This window comes from Micromonospora sp. NPDC049275, from assembly GCF_043197115.1.
GTDB lineage: Bacteria > Actinomycetota > Actinomycetes > Mycobacteriales > Micromonosporaceae > Micromonospora.
In genome coordinates this window covers 1-14542 of the sequence record NZ_JBICSN010000026.1, presented here as the reverse complement: position 1 = coordinate 14542, position 14542 = coordinate 1, and the positions used below count along the sequence as shown (strand labels likewise).

The window sequence follows — 14542 nt, the reverse complement described above, 5'->3', positions numbered from 1 at the left end:
GTCAGCGCAGGAGTCGCCCGGCGAGCGACCAGCCGAGCACCAGCAAGGTGAGGATCTTGACCACCTCCAGGGTCACGAACCACAGGTGCAGGGAGGACGCGGGCGGTTGCTGGCCGCTGATGATCAGCTCGGCTCGTCGGTCCAGCAGGGGCCGCAGGACTGCGGTCTGGGTGAGCAGGATCAGCCAGAGGCCCGCGATCCCGGCCCATCTGGCCTGGCCGATCGGCGCTCCGAGCACCGCCAGGGTCAGCCCGACCAGGAGGATGATCTCGGCCACGTTGAGGGCCCGGAACACCAGGCGCCCGATGCCGAGGCCGAGGGGAAGTGTGATGCCGGGTGCGCGGAACTTCAGCGGAGCCTCGATGAGGGAGATGGCGGTGACCATTCCCAGCCACAGAAACGGCACCGCCAGCTGGGCGACGTCCTTGAACCTGGTCATGCCGGGGCGACTCCTCGATCGAAGGTGAGCTGGGCGACGCAGGTGCCGGGCCGGGCGAACGGGATGAGGTCGGCGCTGACGTTCGGCGCCGTCGCCTCGACGACCCCGCGGAGCAGGCCGAGGTGCATCCCGCACACCACGTCCGGATACTGCCGCGCGACGTCGATGAACGGGCAGGCGCGCAGGTCGATCTGGCCAGAGGCGGTTCCACCGACGTGGACCGGCTCGAATCCCAGCTCGGTGAAGAGGGCGAGCGCCGTGGTGGTTGCCGTGCTGAGGGAATCGGCCCCCGGTGTCGGAGCGGTCGGCGCGTGACCGCGCCGGAGCCAGGAATTGCCGGCCTCCTCGGCCAGCGCACCCGCGTCACGCCTGTGCAACTGGGCGGCCAGGACCGTGCTGAGGAACTGGTAGCCGGAGGTAGGGACCGGCGGTGCCACGCTGCGGTAGACCGTCTGGGGGCGTCCAGGGCCGCGCCGCTGGGCAGGCTGGCCGGTGACGAAGCCCGCCTCGATCAGGACCTCCAGATGGAAGCGCACCGTATTCGGGTGCAGTCCCGTGGCGGCGGCGAGTTCCTTGACGTCCGTCGGGACGTCCGTGGCTCGGAGCCGATCGAGGATCTGCCGGCGACTCGGCACGGCCAGTGCGCCGTAACTCACGTGTTCGGTCACCCTCCGATTTTATACGATGGTGATTGTGAAAAAGGAGGGGCTCATGGCCGACATCACCGATCGCGGCGACATCACCGATCTGGTAACCGACTTCTACGGCAGGGCCTTCGCCGACGAGCTGCTTGGCCCGGTCTTCATCGACGTGGCAAAGATGGACCTCTCGGCACACCTGCCGATCATGTGCGATTTCTGGGAGACGGTGCTGTTCCGGTCGGGGACCTACCGGCGGAACGCCCTTCAGCTGCACGTGGACCTCAACCGACGTGAGCCGCTGACCGAGCGGCACTTCGAGCGCTGGTTGGCCCTGTGGCGGGCCGCGATCGACGACCGTCACGCAGGCCCGAAGGCGGAACTGGCCAAGGTGCAGGCAACTCGGATCGCCCAGTCGATGCTGCGGCGTCTCTCCGGTGGCAGCGGCAGTGAGCACCACACCATTCGGGCGGCGCGGCCAGCGCCGAGCGCGGCGGGCTGAGTCAGTCGCGGGAGGCGATAGCGCCTGCGGGCCGCGTGTTCGCCGGGACAGTCGACGGCGGCTGGTCGAGCCGACCGAGCCCTTCGAGTACGGCGGTGCCGCCCCGGATCACCGACGTGGCCAATGCGATGGCCGCCGGGTTGACCCCGCCCTGCCGCTCTGCGGTGGCGACGCGGACCGACTGCGCCAGGTGCGCCCGCAGGTGTTCGGCGAACAGCCGCAGGAACGGCTGCCCGGTGCTCGACCGCAGCGCGTTCAGCTCGTCGGTGGTGACCATGCCGGGCATGTCGTGGCCCTCGTGCGGGTTTGTCGTCGGCGCTCCGGCCTCGCCCAGCAGTTCGCGGGACCGCGTCAGGTTTGCACGGTTGCTGGCCCGCACCTCGGCGGCCAGCCGTCGCCAGGTGGGGTCGGTGGTCCGGGTCGGCACAAGGTCCAGCACCGTTAGCAGCCGGTCCGTCATCGCCGCCGTCAGTTGCAGCCAGGCGATGTCGGTGGGGCTGAAGGCGCCTGCCGGTGAGACGTGCGACGGTGTGGACGCGACCGTGGGTGGCACGGCTGTGGGTGGCGCGGCGCTGTCTCCGGTGCCGGGTGCCCCACCGGCGCAGCCGGTGAGGAGCGCCGCCGCCGTGAGCAGTGCGACGTGGGCGCGCATGCCGCCTCCTTCCGCCCGGCGGCGGCGGGTCCGGCTGACCGGGCCCGCCGCCTCGGGTGCGTCGGTGTCGACTCAGATGGGTCGGCCGTCGTGCCCGCACTTGATGACCGGACGGATGCAGTCCTGGACGCGGCGGGCCATCTCCGCTGTCGGCCAGGCATTGAAGAAGTCACCGTGCATGGTGTAGCCCGGTCCGGAGGCCAGCCGGAACCGCGACGGGTCACCGTTGACCGGGTACCGCAGCACCTGACGCAGCTTCGGGACGGGCACCGGGTGGGTGCTCGGGCAGGCCTGGTTCACCGGGTACGCGAGGTGGCTCTTGTGATCCGCGGAGTCCAGGTCGCGGCCGTTCCAGCACTGCGGGAAGTCCAGGTACGACTCCAGCATCGTGCCGGCCGGGCAGGTGACGAAGTCCTTCGACGGTGGCACCTGACCGGCGTGCAGGCACGACCAGCGGGCGATGCTGTCGCCCGCCCCGGTGGCCTTGGCGTTGCCGGCCACGAGCCGCAGCCCCTGCGGGAACGGCTGGGTGTTGGCGACGACGTCGGAGCGGACGCCCTCGCCGAGGTAGTAGAACGTGGCGATGGCCGGCTCCACCGGCACGTTGTTGTTGTAGAGAGTCGGCACCTAGTACGACGAGACGTCCACCTGCGGGTTGCAGGTGCTCGTGGATCTCACCAGGTCGGGCAGCGTGGTGTTGGCGTTCGTGACCGTGCTGCCGAAGAAGCTGTGCATGTGTGAGGCCCCGGGCAGCCCGGGGAAGACGATCGGGTCGTCGGGCAGCCGGTGGCTGTACGTGCAGTCGGCGGGGAACTCGGCGACCCGGATGACGTTGGCGACCGGGGCGGCGTCGGCCCGGTCGGTGGTGGAGACCAGGTACGTGCCGAGCAGCGCCAGCAGGGCGCTGATGGCGGTGGCGAGGCGCATCCGGCGGGGTAGGCGGGAGAGGGGTGCGGCCCTGTCCATCTCGTGACTCCTGTCCGGGGACGGGTCAGGGGAACCTCCGCCGCCGCCGCCGAAGACGTCGGAGTGTTGCCCTGACCGGACTGGGTGGTGGCCGGTTGATCGAACTGCTGAATCCCGGCTGCGAGAGAGCGCTCTCACTGGTCCAGCCTCGCCCCGATGTCGACGCTTGTCAATACATGCCGCAGTTGGTGGAAATGACGAAGAAGGGCCGGACCCCGGTGGTGGGGTCCGGCCCTTTCGGTGTGCTCGCGGGTCAGCTGGTGGCGTAGCCGCGGGTGGCGATCCAGTCGGCGAGGTGCTCGACGGTGATCTGGTAGGCGGCCTGGTTGGGGTCGGCGGAGTCGGCGATGGTGACGGTGTTGCCGTTGTCGCGGTAGCCGACGACGCTGATGTAGTGCCCGCCCTCGTAGGAGTGGCTGGTGCCGTCGGTGTCGGTGCTGGTGCCGGCGATGTTGGCGACGACGGCGCGGCCGTTGTCGACGGTCTTGACGATGTCGGCGCGCAGTTGGTTGGTCTGTGTGGCGTCGGCGTCGGGCTTGCTGATCTCCACGCTGTGGTAGGCGTCGGCCTTGCCGGTCTCCTTGTTCAGGACCGGGGTGATGTCGTTGATGCTGTTGGTGCCGGCCTCGGTGGTGCCCATCTCCTTGGCCATGTCGTCGACGTTGATGTTCTTGCCCTGGACGCTGAGGGCGTTGCGGGTGGCGGCGGGGCCGCAGTAGTAGAAGTTCGGCTGCGCCTCGTAGCGCACGCCCAGTTCCCGCTCGCCGTGACCCTTGCGGTCGGTCTGGGTCTGCGAGGTGGGCTTGGCGTCCGACGCGGCGTATGCGGCGGTGACGGGGCCGGCGATGGCGCCGCCGGTGAAGGCCAGGCCAGCAGCGGTCAGAGCGGTCTTACGAATCAGATCGGTACGCATGATGGCGTGCTCCTCTGCATCGGGGGAAAGCGCCTCGGCACACGAATCTCGCGGGGGGTGTGTGCCGGGCGGGAAGTCTCAGGGGGATCTACCCGGCGGCTCGGAGGGCCTGCTCGGGTGTCCGGGGGTGTAACCGGTCCGGGGTGGCGAGTCATTCCGCCGAGGGCTTCCGGACAGTCGCCGGCCGGTGGTGCTCGGCCGTGCGGGGGATGTAACCGAGGCGACCGGCCGGGTGTTCCCGGCGACCGCCGCGCGGACCGGCCAGTGGTGGCTCGGCCGTGCGGGGGGTGTAACCGTGCCGGCCGGCGGGGTGTTCCCGGCGGCTGCCGTGCGCTGCGACCTGGGAGTCGCGGCGGTCTGCCAGGTATAACGACCCCGCCGGGCCCACGATTCCGCCGCCCGGGTGGCACCGACCACGGGACGCTACGGCCGATATCGGACAAATTGCCCAGCCGGAAACGGGCATCCGCACCCCGGCCGGGGTGATCGACTCGGGGTCGGTGAAACCGGGGTGTCCGGGCCCGTTGGACACCGCGACTTCATGGAACCCGAGTCGATCATCCCCGCCGGGGCCGGGGCGGCGCGCTGGGTGCAGCCGCACGCATGACACGGGTGGGGCGGCCCGAACGTGTCGGACCGCCCCACACGTGCCGCGCCGAGGTCAGAAGCCGAGGACGGCCCGCCCACCGACCACTGGCAGTCGCAGCTCACTGTCGTTCGGAGCGACCCGCAGCTCGGTGCCGCCCAGCGGCAGCAGCGTGTACTCCTGGTCGCTGGAGAAGACGACCACGCCGATCCGGTGCCCCGCCGGGAAGATGTAGTCCTTCGGCTCCATGGTCCACCGGTAGTCGTACAGCTTGCCCTGCTTGACCGGCTCGGTGCGCGCAGCGCTCTTACGGTTCTGCGGGTCCATCCAGCCGCGCGTCACGACTGTCGGCGCGGCGGTCGACCCGGCCGGGCCGTAGTCCACCAGGTACGCGGTGAGGTTCGCGTCCGGCTTGTTGTCGATCGCCATCCGTAGCCGCATCTCCGGACGGCCGGAGATGCGTACGCTCTGGGTCAGCGCGGGGGAGCGGTAGGCGAGGCGGTTGGCGCTTGCCGTGTCCGGGTCGGCCACCAGGGTGTCCGGGTGGATGGTCCGCCCCTCGTCGACGAAGCTCTGCTCGACGCGGGCCTTCGGCGGCTTACCCGTGGTGAGCGTGCCCGGGGTGGTGGCGTCGGTGGCGGCGAAGCGCAGCCCGACCTCGCGTGCGGCCGGGTCCGGCCAGTTGGCGTACGTGGTGTAGGCCCGGTCCTCGCGCTGGAGCACCGCGGTCGGCTCGTCCATGATGCCGTTGCGCACGTTCCACAGCCAGAAGTCGAACCAGCGGTTCTCGGTCTGCTTGTACGTCCACGTCTGCCCGCTGGGCAGGGTCACCGAGGCGCTGCTGCCCGGGCCGCCGTGCCCGCCCTGGTGCAGCCAGATCTTGCGCGGCACGTCGCGCTTGGCCAGCTCGTCCCACCAGCCGGCGAAGTGCTCGGTCTTCACGTTCCAGTCGTTGAGGCCGTGCACCACGAAGACGCTCGCCTTGACGTCGCGGGCGTCGAGGTAGTCACGGTCCTGCCAGAACGTCGAGTAGTCGCCGGTGACCCGGTCCTGCTTCGCGGTGATCGTCGCGAGCTCGTCGGCGCAGGGGCCCTCGGCCCGCGCCTGCCCGGCCGTGTACTGGGCCAGGATGTCGAGGTCCTCGCCCTGGAACGTGCCGGGCGCCACCACCAGACCGTTGGCCCGGTAGTAGTCGTACCAGCTGCTGATCGCCGAGACCGGCACGATGGTCTTCAGGCCCTTGACCCCGGTGGTGGCCACCTGGTTGGGAAGCGTCCCGTTGTAGGAGACGCCTGTCATGCCGACCGCGCCGGTGGTCCAACCGGCGGTGACCGGGGCGCCGCTGGCGTCGTACCCCTTGGCCCGGCCGTTGAGCCAGTCGATGACGGCCTTGGTGCCGAGTGTCTCGGCCTGGTCGCCGCTGGTCGGGCAGCCGTCCGAGTCGCCGGTGCCGACACTCTGGCCGAGCACCACCGCGTACCCGCGCGGCACGTAGTAGTCGTCGAGCGAACCGGGCAGGTTGGCCTTCGCCTGCGCCCGCTGCGTGCCGACGTCGAGCGCGCGACGCCCGGAGCGGTCGGTCCGGCCGTTCTGCGGCAGGTCGTCGACGAGCACGCTCGGGTACGGCACGTCACCCCAGGTGTCCTTGCGGTACGGGCTGTGCTCGAAGATGACAGGCACCTTGAAGCCCTGGGTGGCGGTCTCCCGGGGTCGGGAGATGTCGATCGCCACCCGGTCGGGACGGCCGTCGTGGTCGGTGTCGACCGGGGTCTGGACGAACACCCGCTCCTCGATCGCGTCGGCGAGGGAGAACACCGGTTGGGTCATGCCGTCGGCCACCACGATGCCTGTGGGAGTGGTGGCTGCGGGCGGGGCGGCCGCCGCGGTCGGTGCGGCGCTCAGCACCAGGGCGCCGGACACGCCGACGCTGAGAAGTGCCAGATGGCGGGGTCGACGCATGCGCGTCTCCCTTCGGTCGGGCTGGTTGCCGGGTCTCGGCACGGGCCAATCACGAAGATCCATTCGTCGCCATGCTAGGGCCTGTGTCAAAGCCTCGGTCGAGCCGAGGCGGAGTCCAGGCGGCGATCTGGCAAGGCGGGATTTGGCCCGGATACCGGTGTTGTGTCCGGGTCAAATCCCAACGCCGCCGGTCGTCGTCTGGGCCCGCCGCAGGCCGGCCAGAGGCTTTGACACAGGCCCTTGGTGCGAGTAAACGTCGCGTCGATCCCTTCGGACAGGCATGCGGCTTTCGTTCACATTGGAAGGCCGGGATCGGGTGGCGGTAATCGAACCGACATCGAATCGGCACCGGCGGCGACACGAGGCGGAAATCCCGCTCAACTCCGCGAGAAATTGCTCCCTCGCGAACCCTTGAAGATCACGTACGCGGCCCTATGATCTTGCAAAAGTCGCCCAAGAGGCGCATTTGTCCACATGAGACAGGAAACTAGATGCTCAGGAAGACACGCTGGCTGTTGGCCGTCGCCGTGACGGCCACGGCGCTGACCGCCGTGCCCGGCGGCACCGCCACAGCCGGTCCCAGCGGAGGCGCCCCGACGGGCACGCCCGCCACCTCCGCCAGCCCCACGACCCACACCGTCACCCTGCTCACCGGGGACGTGGTGACCGTCCGGAGCACCGGCTCGGGATGCCCGCAGGCCACGGTACGGCCGGTCGACGCGAACGCCGTGATCCGCCAGACCTGCGGCCCGGACGGCCACCTGCACGTCCTGCCCGCACGCGTCGAGTCCCAGATCGGCTCGACCCTCGACCCCGACCTCTTCGACGTCACCGCGCTGATCGCCGACGGGTACGACGACGAGACCACCGCCGACCTGCCGGTCATCGTGCAGCCCGCCACCGCGTCGGCCCGGGTGGCTGCGCTCGGCGACGTGCGGTCCCTGCCCAGCATCGGCGCGGTGGCCGGCCACGTACCCAAGAAGAGCCCGGCCGGCGCGAAGCTCGCGACCACCTCGCTGCTCGCCGGTGCGAAGAAGGTCTGGCTCGACCGCAAGGTCCGCGCCACCGCCCTGACCGGGGCCGACCAGCGCGAAAAACTGGACCCCAACCTGGGCCAGATCGCCGCGCCGGAGGCGTGGAAGGCCGGCTACACCGGCACGGGCGTGCGGGTCGCGGTGCTCGACACCGGCGCCGACTACACCCACCCCGACCTGGCCGGCCGGGTCGTCGAGCGGGCCGACTTCACCGCCGAGGGCGGTGACGCCGTCGACCACAACGGCCACGGTACGCACGTTGCGTCGACGATCGCCGGAACCGGGGCCGCCGCCCACGGCCAGCGTCGCGGCGTGGCGCCGGACGCCAAGCTGGTGATCGGCAAGGTCCTCGACGACCACGGCTCCGGCGCCGACTCCGGCATCATCGCCGGCATGGAGTGGGCCGCCGCCCGAGCCGACGTCATCAACATGAGCCTCGGCGGCACCGCCCCGGACGACGGCAGCGACCCGCTCTCGCTCGCCGTGGACGGCCTGAGCAAGTCCACCGGCGCGCTCTTCGTCATCGCCGCCGGCAACAGCGGCGCCCAGATCTCCTCGCCCGCCTCGGCCAGCAGCGCGCTCACCGTCGGCGCCGTCGACCGCGACGACAAGCTCGCCGACTTCTCCAGCCGCGGCCCGCTGGTCACCAGCCACGTGGCCAAGCCGGAGCTGGTCGCGCCCGGCGTCGACATCGTCGCCGCCCGTGCCGCCGGCACCAACCTCCAGGACCCGATCGACAGGTACTACGAGGGCCTCAGCGGCACCTCGATGGCGACGCCGCACGTCGCCGGCGCCGCCGCGCTGCTCGCCCAGCGGCACCCGGACTGGACCGGCGACCGGCTCAAGGCCGCCCTCGTCGGCGCGGCCGACCCGCTGACCGGCGTCGACGCGTACGCCGTCGGGGCCGGACGGCTCAACGCGGCCCGGGCCCTCGGCGGCCCGACCAGCAACCAGCCGGTGGTCAACCTCGGCACCTTCGCGTACCCGCAGTCCGGCCGCAGCGACACGACGCTGAGCTGGACCGGCGGGTCCACCCCGGCCACGACGGTCCTCGACCTCGACGTGTCGATCGTCAACCACGACGGTCAGCCGGTGCCCCGCGGCGCGGCGACGCTGTCGACGGGCCGGGTGACGCTCAAGCGCGGCGCCACGGCCGACGCGACGCTGCGGATCAACCGCGCGGCGCTGGCCAGCCGGCCGGGCCTCTACCTGGCCACCGTCACCGCCCGCACCGGGCACAAGCTGGTGGCGGTCACCCCGGTGAGCTTCTACGTCGAGCAGCCCAGCTACGACCTGACGATCCACACGAAGCCGCTGCCCGGCCTGCGCGACGGCGCGGAGAGCTGGATCAACCTCACGGTCACCAACCTCACCGACCCCCTCGTCTACCGCGACGGGGGCGGCGGCACGCCCGGTGACACCTTCACCCTGAGGGTTCCGGCCGGCCGGTACGCGGTCTTCGGCGCCTCCGTCGCCTACTACGTCGACAGTGACGTGCTGGAGACGACGCTCGCCGGCGAGACCGACCTGGACGTGCGCGGCGCCCGGAGCGTGACGCTCGACCCGGCGCGGGCCAGGCCGGTGACTGTCACCGTCGACGGTGCGCCCACCACGCCCACCCGGGTCGACTTCACGAACGTCCAGACCTCGGTGAACGGTCTGTCCTGGTGGCACCAGATCAGCGGGTACGGGAGGGCCACGACGGTCCGCAGCACCGCGCTGCCGAAGCCCGGCATCGGATCGCTGCGGACCTGGGTGGCGGCCAACCTGGACTCGCCGGCCGGCACCGCCGCGCCGTACCGCTACAACCTCGTGCACGAGTACGCCGGCGGCGTGCCGGCCGACCCGGCGTACCGGGTGGGCCGGTCCGAGCAGGCCACGCTGGCCCGGATCGACGAGCGGTTCCACCAGGCGGACTCGCCGGAGATGTTCACCGGGCTGGTCCGCACCGGCCTCACCCGCGACGGTGTGCCGGTGACCCAGACCCACGAGGGGAACCTGCCGCCGTACCGGACCGACTACCTCTCGCCCGACATCCTCTGGGCCGACCAGGGCGTCTACGGGGGCCTGGGGGCCGACGAGGCGCCCCGCAGCTACCAGCCCGGTAGCCGGCAGAGCAAGGTGTGGGCGCGTCAGCCCCTGCACTCCGGTTGGTACGACGACCCGGCCGGCGCCGGCTGGAGCTGCGCCACCCCGCCGTCGCGGACCCGGGGCAACCTGCACATCGACCTGGTGACGCTCACCGACCAGCACCAGCGCGCCGACTGCCTGTACGGCGAGGCGATCGGCGTGAAGCGCACCCTGTCGCTGTACCGCAACGGCAAGCTGCTCGACGAGCGCAGCGGCCCGTTCGGCGACTTCACAGTCGGGCAGACGATGGCCGACTACCGGGTCAGCCTCGACGTCGACACGAGCCTGATCCTGCCGATCTCGACGAGGGTCACCACCTCGTGGACGTTCCGGTCCGCCGGGCCGGACGGCACCGGGAGCGTGCCGTTGCCCCTGCTCGCCCTCGACTACGCCCTGCCGATGGACACCGCCAACCACCCGGTGGGTGGAACGGCCGAGCTGGCCGTCCGGCAGGCGCACGGTGTCAAGGCGCAGAGGGTGACGTCGATGCAGGTGTGGACCTCGACCGACGACGGTGCCACCTGGAAGGCCGCCCGCGTCACCGGTAGCGGCGACACCTACCGGATCGACCTGCCGAAGGCCGCGTCCGGGCAGGCCGTCTCGCTGCGCGTGAAGGCCGCCGCCAACGGCGGTAGCGGTATCGACCAGACCATCATCCGGGCGTACCACGCCGGCTGACGAGTCGAAGCGCGGGTGCGGTCAGGCTCCGGCCGGGCCGCACCCGCGTGCGTTACTGCCCCTCCCAGACCGCCTTCGCGCCGGAGTCGCCGGTGCGGACCACGTAGTAGACGGCGATACCGGCGGCCACCAGCGACAACACCTGCAACGCCACGGTCAGCACCCGAGCGGGACGGACGCCCTCGGCGGTTCGCGGCGGGACGAACCTGACCAGGGCGAGCGCCACGACCGCCAGCCCGATCGCCGCGTACAGGGTGAGGTCACCGAAGTGCTGGTGCGCCTCCAGCTTCGGGAGGAACTCGGGCGTGACCCGGTTGGCCGAGCGCAGGCGCTCGAAGAAGGCGTCACCGGAGAACTTCGCCAGCAGCGCGCACAGCGGGGCGCCCACGGCGAGCAGGCCCAGCACCCAGCGTGTGTGCGGTCGGACCAGCGGGACGAGCGCGTACGCGATCGTCAGGAGAGCCAGCAGCGGCACGAACACGACCGCGGCGTGCAGCACGAGCGGGTGGGCGGGGATGCCCATGAACTCCTCGAACATTCGGCGACTCCTCCGGCCATGGCGGATCTCGATGATCCAGGCATGGAGGCTATCGGTACCGACTGAGCGTGCCCAGAGCCGACGCTCAACTGCGCGAGCGCGGCAGGCAGTCCTTCTTGTACTTCAGACCGGAGCCGCACCAGCACGTGTCGTTGCGCTCCGGTGGCCACGGGACCCGCGCGCTGGGTCGCGCCGACACCTCGGCGGCGTAGCCGGCCCGGACCGCCGCGTCGGCCGGGTCACCGTCGCGTCGACCGGCGAACGCGTCCAGACCGGCCACGCTCGCCCGGAACACGCCCAGCCCGCTCCGACCGGCGCCCGTCAGCCGCACCAGCTCCTTCTCCAGGCGGGCCCGGTGCGCGTCCCAGTCCGGCCCGTACACGTCGGTCAGCTCGGGGTGCTCGGCGAGCAGACGGTCGAACTCGGGCCGGGGCCAGAGCAGCAGATCCGTCTCGCCGCCCTGCCGCTCAGCGGCCCGGCGGACGAGCTGGTTCTCCACGCGGTCGGCCAGATCGTCCTGCCGGTCGTGCGGCAGGTTGAGATCCCGGCGTACCCGATGGCGCTGTTGCAGCAGGAGGAAGAGCACGCCTGGCGCGTCCGGCGGGCCGACCTCCGGGTCGGTCGGCGCCTGCCCGGCGGCGGTGGCGCGCTCGCCGAGCAGGGTGTCGACCGCCGCGCTGAGCCACCGCTCGGCGATCGCCGAGCGGCCCGCGGCGTCCAGCGCCGCGCTGACGTAGGCGGGCGCGTCGGGCTGCGTGAGCAGCAGCGGACGCAGCGCGGTCAGTTCCGCCATCGCCTCGTCGTCCCGGTCGCCGGCCTGGAACATCACCCGGGCCCGCAGCGCGCGGGCGACTCCGGCCCGGGGATCGTCGACAGACGGGTACGCCGCAAGCGCCTGGTCCGCGTACCGCAGCGCGGCATCGGGCCGGGCCCGGATCTGGGCGATCTCGGCGGCCAGGGTCAGCGCGTCCCCGGCGTCGTCCGGATCCTCCAGCCGGCCCTGCGCGACCGCCTCGGCGATGTCGGCGGCGACACCGAGCGGGTCGGCCGTCCCGAGCGCCGAGCGGCGGAGTTCGGCGAGGTCAGCCTTGGTGAGTACGTCTCTCGTCGGCACGACCTCACGGTACGTCGGGGTGCTTCCGCCCGGCCGAATTATGGCCATCTGCCGTCAACCAGTCCTCGCTAGCGTCAGATCGCCAGCTTCTCGATCAGACCGCACAAAGGGTGAGCTATGGGCACGGTGGATCGCCGTACGTTCCTCAAGGCAATGGGAGTTCCCGCGATCGGCGCGGCGCTCCCGCTGGATCTCAGCAAGGCGCTCGCCATCCCGGCGAACAACAAGACCGGCTCGATCAACGACGTCGAGCACGTGATCATCCTCATGCAGGAAAATCGATCATTCGACCACTACTTCGGCAGCATGCGCGGCGTACGCGGCTTCGGTGACCCGCATCCGGCGACACTGCCGTCCGGCAAGGACGTGTGGCACCAGCCCAACGGCGCGGACGAACTGCTGCCCTTCCGCCCCGAGGTGAAGGACCTCGGCCAGACCTTCCTGCCGGACCCGCCGCACGGCTGGAACGACGGTCACGCCGCCTGGAACGACGGTCGGTTCGACGGGTGGGTGCCCAACAAGGGCGTCACCGCGATGACCTACCACACCCGCCAGGACCTGCCCTACCACTACGCCCTGGCCGACGCCTTCACCGTCTGCGACAGCTACCACTGCTCGCTCATGGGCCCGACCGACCCGAACCGCTACCACATGTGGAGCGGCTGGGTCGGCAACGACGGCAGGGGCGGCGGCCCGGTCATCACCAACGCGGAGGCCGGCTACGACTGGTCGACGTACCCGGAGCGGCTGGAGCGCAACGGCATCTCCTGGAAGATCTACCAGGACGTCGGCACCGGCCTGAACGCCGCCGGCTCCTGGGGCTGGACGAACGATCCCTACATCGGCAACTACGGCGACAACTCGCTGCTCTACTTCCACCAGTACCAGAACGCGCAGCCGGGAACGCCCCTCGCTGATCGCGCCAAGACCGGCACCGAGATCCGCACTCAGGGTCGCGACCCGGAGGCGCTGCTCGCCGACTTCCGCGCCGACGTCGAGGCGGGACGCCTGCCGCAGGTCTCCTGGATCACCGCGCCCGAGGCGTACACCGAGCACCCGAACTGGGGACCGGCGTTCGGCGCCTGGTACATCTCGCAGGTCATCGACATCCTCGCCGCGCACCCCGAGGTGTGGAGCAAGATGGCGCTCTTCATCACGTACGACGAGGAGGGCGGCTTCTTCGACCACGTGGTCCCGCCGACGCCTCCGCAGACCCGCGAGCACGGGCAGTCGACAGTGCCGACCACCAACGAGATCTTCCCCGGCGACGCCGACCACCCGGCTGGGCCGTACGGCCTCGGCGTCCGCGTACCGATGGTCATCGTGTCGCCGTGGACGCGCGGTGGCTACGTCAACTCCCAGGTCTTCGACCACACCTCGCTGATCAAGTTCCTGGAGACGCGGTTCGGGCACGGCCGGCCGGACCTGATCGAGAAGAACATCACCCCGTGGCGACGCGCCGTCGTCGGCGACCTCACCACGGCCTTCGACTTCCGGCACCCGAACCGGTCGCGCGAGGTCACGCTGCCGGACACCGACGACTTCAAGCCCGACGACCTGGTCCGGCACCCCGACGAGGTGCCGGTGCCTCCGGTCGATCAGCGGTTGCCCCGGCAGGAGCGCGGGGTACGTCCGGCGCGGGCCATCCCGTACACCCTGCACGCCGACGGCCACGTCGCCGACGGGGCGTTCCGGATCGACTTCCGCAACACCGGCGGCGCTGCCGCGGTCTTCCAGGTCCGCCAGGCCGGCAGCACGGCCGCCCCGCGCAGCTACACGGTCGAGGCGGGCAAGCGTCTCACCGACACCTGGGCGGTCGAGTCGTCCTACGACCTGTCGGTGCACGGGCCGAACGGCTTCTACCGCCGCTTCACCGGCGGCCGGTCGCAGCTCGACGTCACCGCCTCGTACGACGAGCACCACCACAAGGTCGTCCTCTCGCTGGGCAACCGGGGCGCGAAGCGGGGCGAGGTGACCGTCCGGGACGGGTACCACTCCCGGCCGGTCACGCTGTCGCTGCGCCCCGGCGAGACCGAGCGGGGGACGTGGGCGCTCGCCCGCACCCACGGCTGGTACGACCTGACTCTCACCGTCGCGGGTGACGCCGGCTTCGCGTACCGCTACGCCGGTCATGTGGAGAACGGCAAGGACAGCATCAGCGACCCGGCCCTCGGCGGGTTGGTCTGACTGATGCCCTGACCGACGGCGCAGGCGTCGCGCGACCGTGACCGTGGGGCGACGCGCGGTCGGGCGGCCGTGACCGGCGTGCCGGTGAGCGTTATGACTCACAGGTATATCTACTTGCGTTTTAAGGTGGCGGGTCGCCGGGTGTGGTGGTGACCGGCGTGGCGACGTGACGTAAAGCGGCCACCGTCTCAAGATCGGTTCTGCGA

The 14542-nt window shown here is 71.1% G+C and carries 10 protein-coding genes and 1 pseudogene; 3 read left to right on the top strand and 8 right to left on the bottom strand.

The genetic code is table 11. The annotated features are described in order from the left end of the window. Nucleotide 1 precedes the first annotated feature (1 nt). Nucleotides 2-439, bottom strand: coding sequence for a hypothetical protein (locus ACGFIE_RS33520; RefSeq protein WP_393302601.1), 438 nt, complete (start codon nucleotides 437-439; stop codon nucleotides 2-4). Continuing rightward, complete coding sequence (locus ACGFIE_RS33515; protein ID WP_393302599.1) at nucleotides 436-1107, bottom strand: helix-turn-helix transcriptional regulator; 672 nt, start codon at nucleotides 1105-1107, stop codon at nucleotides 436-438. The genes ACGFIE_RS33520 and ACGFIE_RS33515 overlap by 4 nt, the downstream gene beginning before the upstream one ends. 43 nt (nucleotides 1108-1150) lie before the next feature. On the opposite strand from ACGFIE_RS33515, the gene ACGFIE_RS33510 reads away from it, so the two are divergent. Further along, on the top strand, nucleotides 1151-1579 hold the full coding sequence (locus ACGFIE_RS33510; RefSeq protein ID WP_393302597.1) for a group III truncated hemoglobin: 429 nt from the start codon (nucleotides 1151-1153) through the stop codon (nucleotides 1577-1579). Nucleotide 1580: 1 nt separating this feature from the next. Here the strand turns inward: ACGFIE_RS33510 and ACGFIE_RS33505 are convergent, their stop codons facing one another. The 4 genes and pseudogenes from ACGFIE_RS33505 to ACGFIE_RS33490 all read right to left on the bottom strand — a co-directional run bounded on the left by ACGFIE_RS33505 (nucleotide 1581) and on the right by ACGFIE_RS33490 (nucleotide 6655). Continuing rightward, nucleotides 1581-2231: a DUF305 domain-containing protein gene (locus ACGFIE_RS33505; protein ID WP_393302594.1), complete on the bottom strand. Its 651-nt coding sequence runs from the start codon at nucleotides 2229-2231 to the stop codon at nucleotides 1581-1583. 72 nt (nucleotides 2232-2303) lie between these two features. Further along, a pseudogene (locus ACGFIE_RS33500) lies at nucleotides 2304-3158 on the bottom strand (DUF1996 domain-containing protein). 292 nt (nucleotides 3159-3450) lie between these two features. Further along, nucleotides 3451-4110: a C39 family peptidase gene (locus ACGFIE_RS33495; RefSeq protein WP_393302591.1), complete on the bottom strand. Its 660-nt coding sequence runs from the start codon at nucleotides 4108-4110 to the stop codon at nucleotides 3451-3453. 661 nt (nucleotides 4111-4771) lie between these two features. Then, nucleotides 4772-6655: a Xaa-Pro dipeptidyl-peptidase gene (locus tag ACGFIE_RS33490; protein ID WP_393302588.1), complete on the bottom strand. Its 1884-nt coding sequence runs from the start codon at nucleotides 6653-6655 to the stop codon at nucleotides 4772-4774. Between the two features lie 491 nt (nucleotides 6656-7146). On the opposite strand from ACGFIE_RS33490, the gene ACGFIE_RS33485 reads away from it, so the two are divergent. Then, entirely contained in the window at nucleotides 7147-10497 is a 3351-nt protein-coding gene (locus ACGFIE_RS33485; protein WP_393302585.1) for a S8 family serine peptidase, read from the top strand. Nucleotides 10498-10549: 52 nt separating this feature from the next. Here ACGFIE_RS33485 and ACGFIE_RS33480 read toward each other — a convergent pair whose 3' ends face one another. Together ACGFIE_RS33480 and ACGFIE_RS33475 are read right to left on the bottom strand one after the other, a co-directional pair. Next, nucleotides 10550-11035 carry a DUF2231 domain-containing protein gene (locus tag ACGFIE_RS33480; protein WP_393302582.1) on the bottom strand — a complete coding sequence of 162 codons (486 nt, stop codon included), beginning with the start codon at nucleotides 11033-11035 and terminating at the stop codon, nucleotides 10550-10552. Nucleotides 11036-11120: 85 nt separating this feature from the next. Beyond that, nucleotides 11121-12149 (bottom strand): SEC-C metal-binding domain-containing protein, encoded by a 1029-nt coding sequence (locus ACGFIE_RS33475; RefSeq protein WP_393302579.1) that lies wholly within the window; start codon nucleotides 12147-12149, stop codon nucleotides 11121-11123. A 117-nt stretch (nucleotides 12150-12266) separates the two neighbouring features. Here ACGFIE_RS33475 and ACGFIE_RS33470 point away from each other — a divergent pair, with 117 nt between their 5' ends. Further along, nucleotides 12267-14336 (top strand): phosphocholine-specific phospholipase C, encoded by a 2070-nt coding sequence (locus ACGFIE_RS33470; RefSeq protein ID WP_393302576.1) that lies wholly within the window; start codon nucleotides 12267-12269, stop codon nucleotides 14334-14336. Nucleotides 14337-14542 lie beyond the last annotated feature (206 nt).

Coding starts and splice junctions, on each gene's coding strand:
- ACGFIE_RS33505 (WP_393302594.1), bottom strand. CDS start 2,231: ATGCGCGCCCACGTCGCACTGCTCACGGCGGCGGCGCTCCTCACCGGC.
- ACGFIE_RS33520 (WP_393302601.1), bottom strand. CDS start 439: ATGACCAGGTTCAAGGACGTCGCCCAGCTGGCGGTGCCGTTTCTGTGG.
- ACGFIE_RS33470 (WP_393302576.1), top strand. CDS start 12,267: ATGGGCACGGTGGATCGCCGTACGTTCCTCAAGGCAATGGGAGTTCCC.
- ACGFIE_RS33490 (WP_393302588.1), bottom strand. CDS start 6,655: ATGCGTCGACCCCGCCATCTGGCACTTCTCAGCGTCGGCGTGTCCGGC.
- ACGFIE_RS33485 (WP_393302585.1), top strand. CDS start 7,147: ATGCTCAGGAAGACACGCTGGCTGTTGGCCGTCGCCGTGACGGCCACG.
- ACGFIE_RS33480 (WP_393302582.1), bottom strand. CDS start 11,035: ATGTTCGAGGAGTTCATGGGCATCCCCGCCCACCCGCTCGTGCTGCAC.
- ACGFIE_RS33495 (WP_393302591.1), bottom strand. CDS start 4,110: ATGCGTACCGATCTGATTCGTAAGACCGCTCTGACCGCTGCTGGCCTG.
- ACGFIE_RS33510 (WP_393302597.1), top strand. CDS start 1,151: ATGGCCGACATCACCGATCGCGGCGACATCACCGATCTGGTAACCGAC.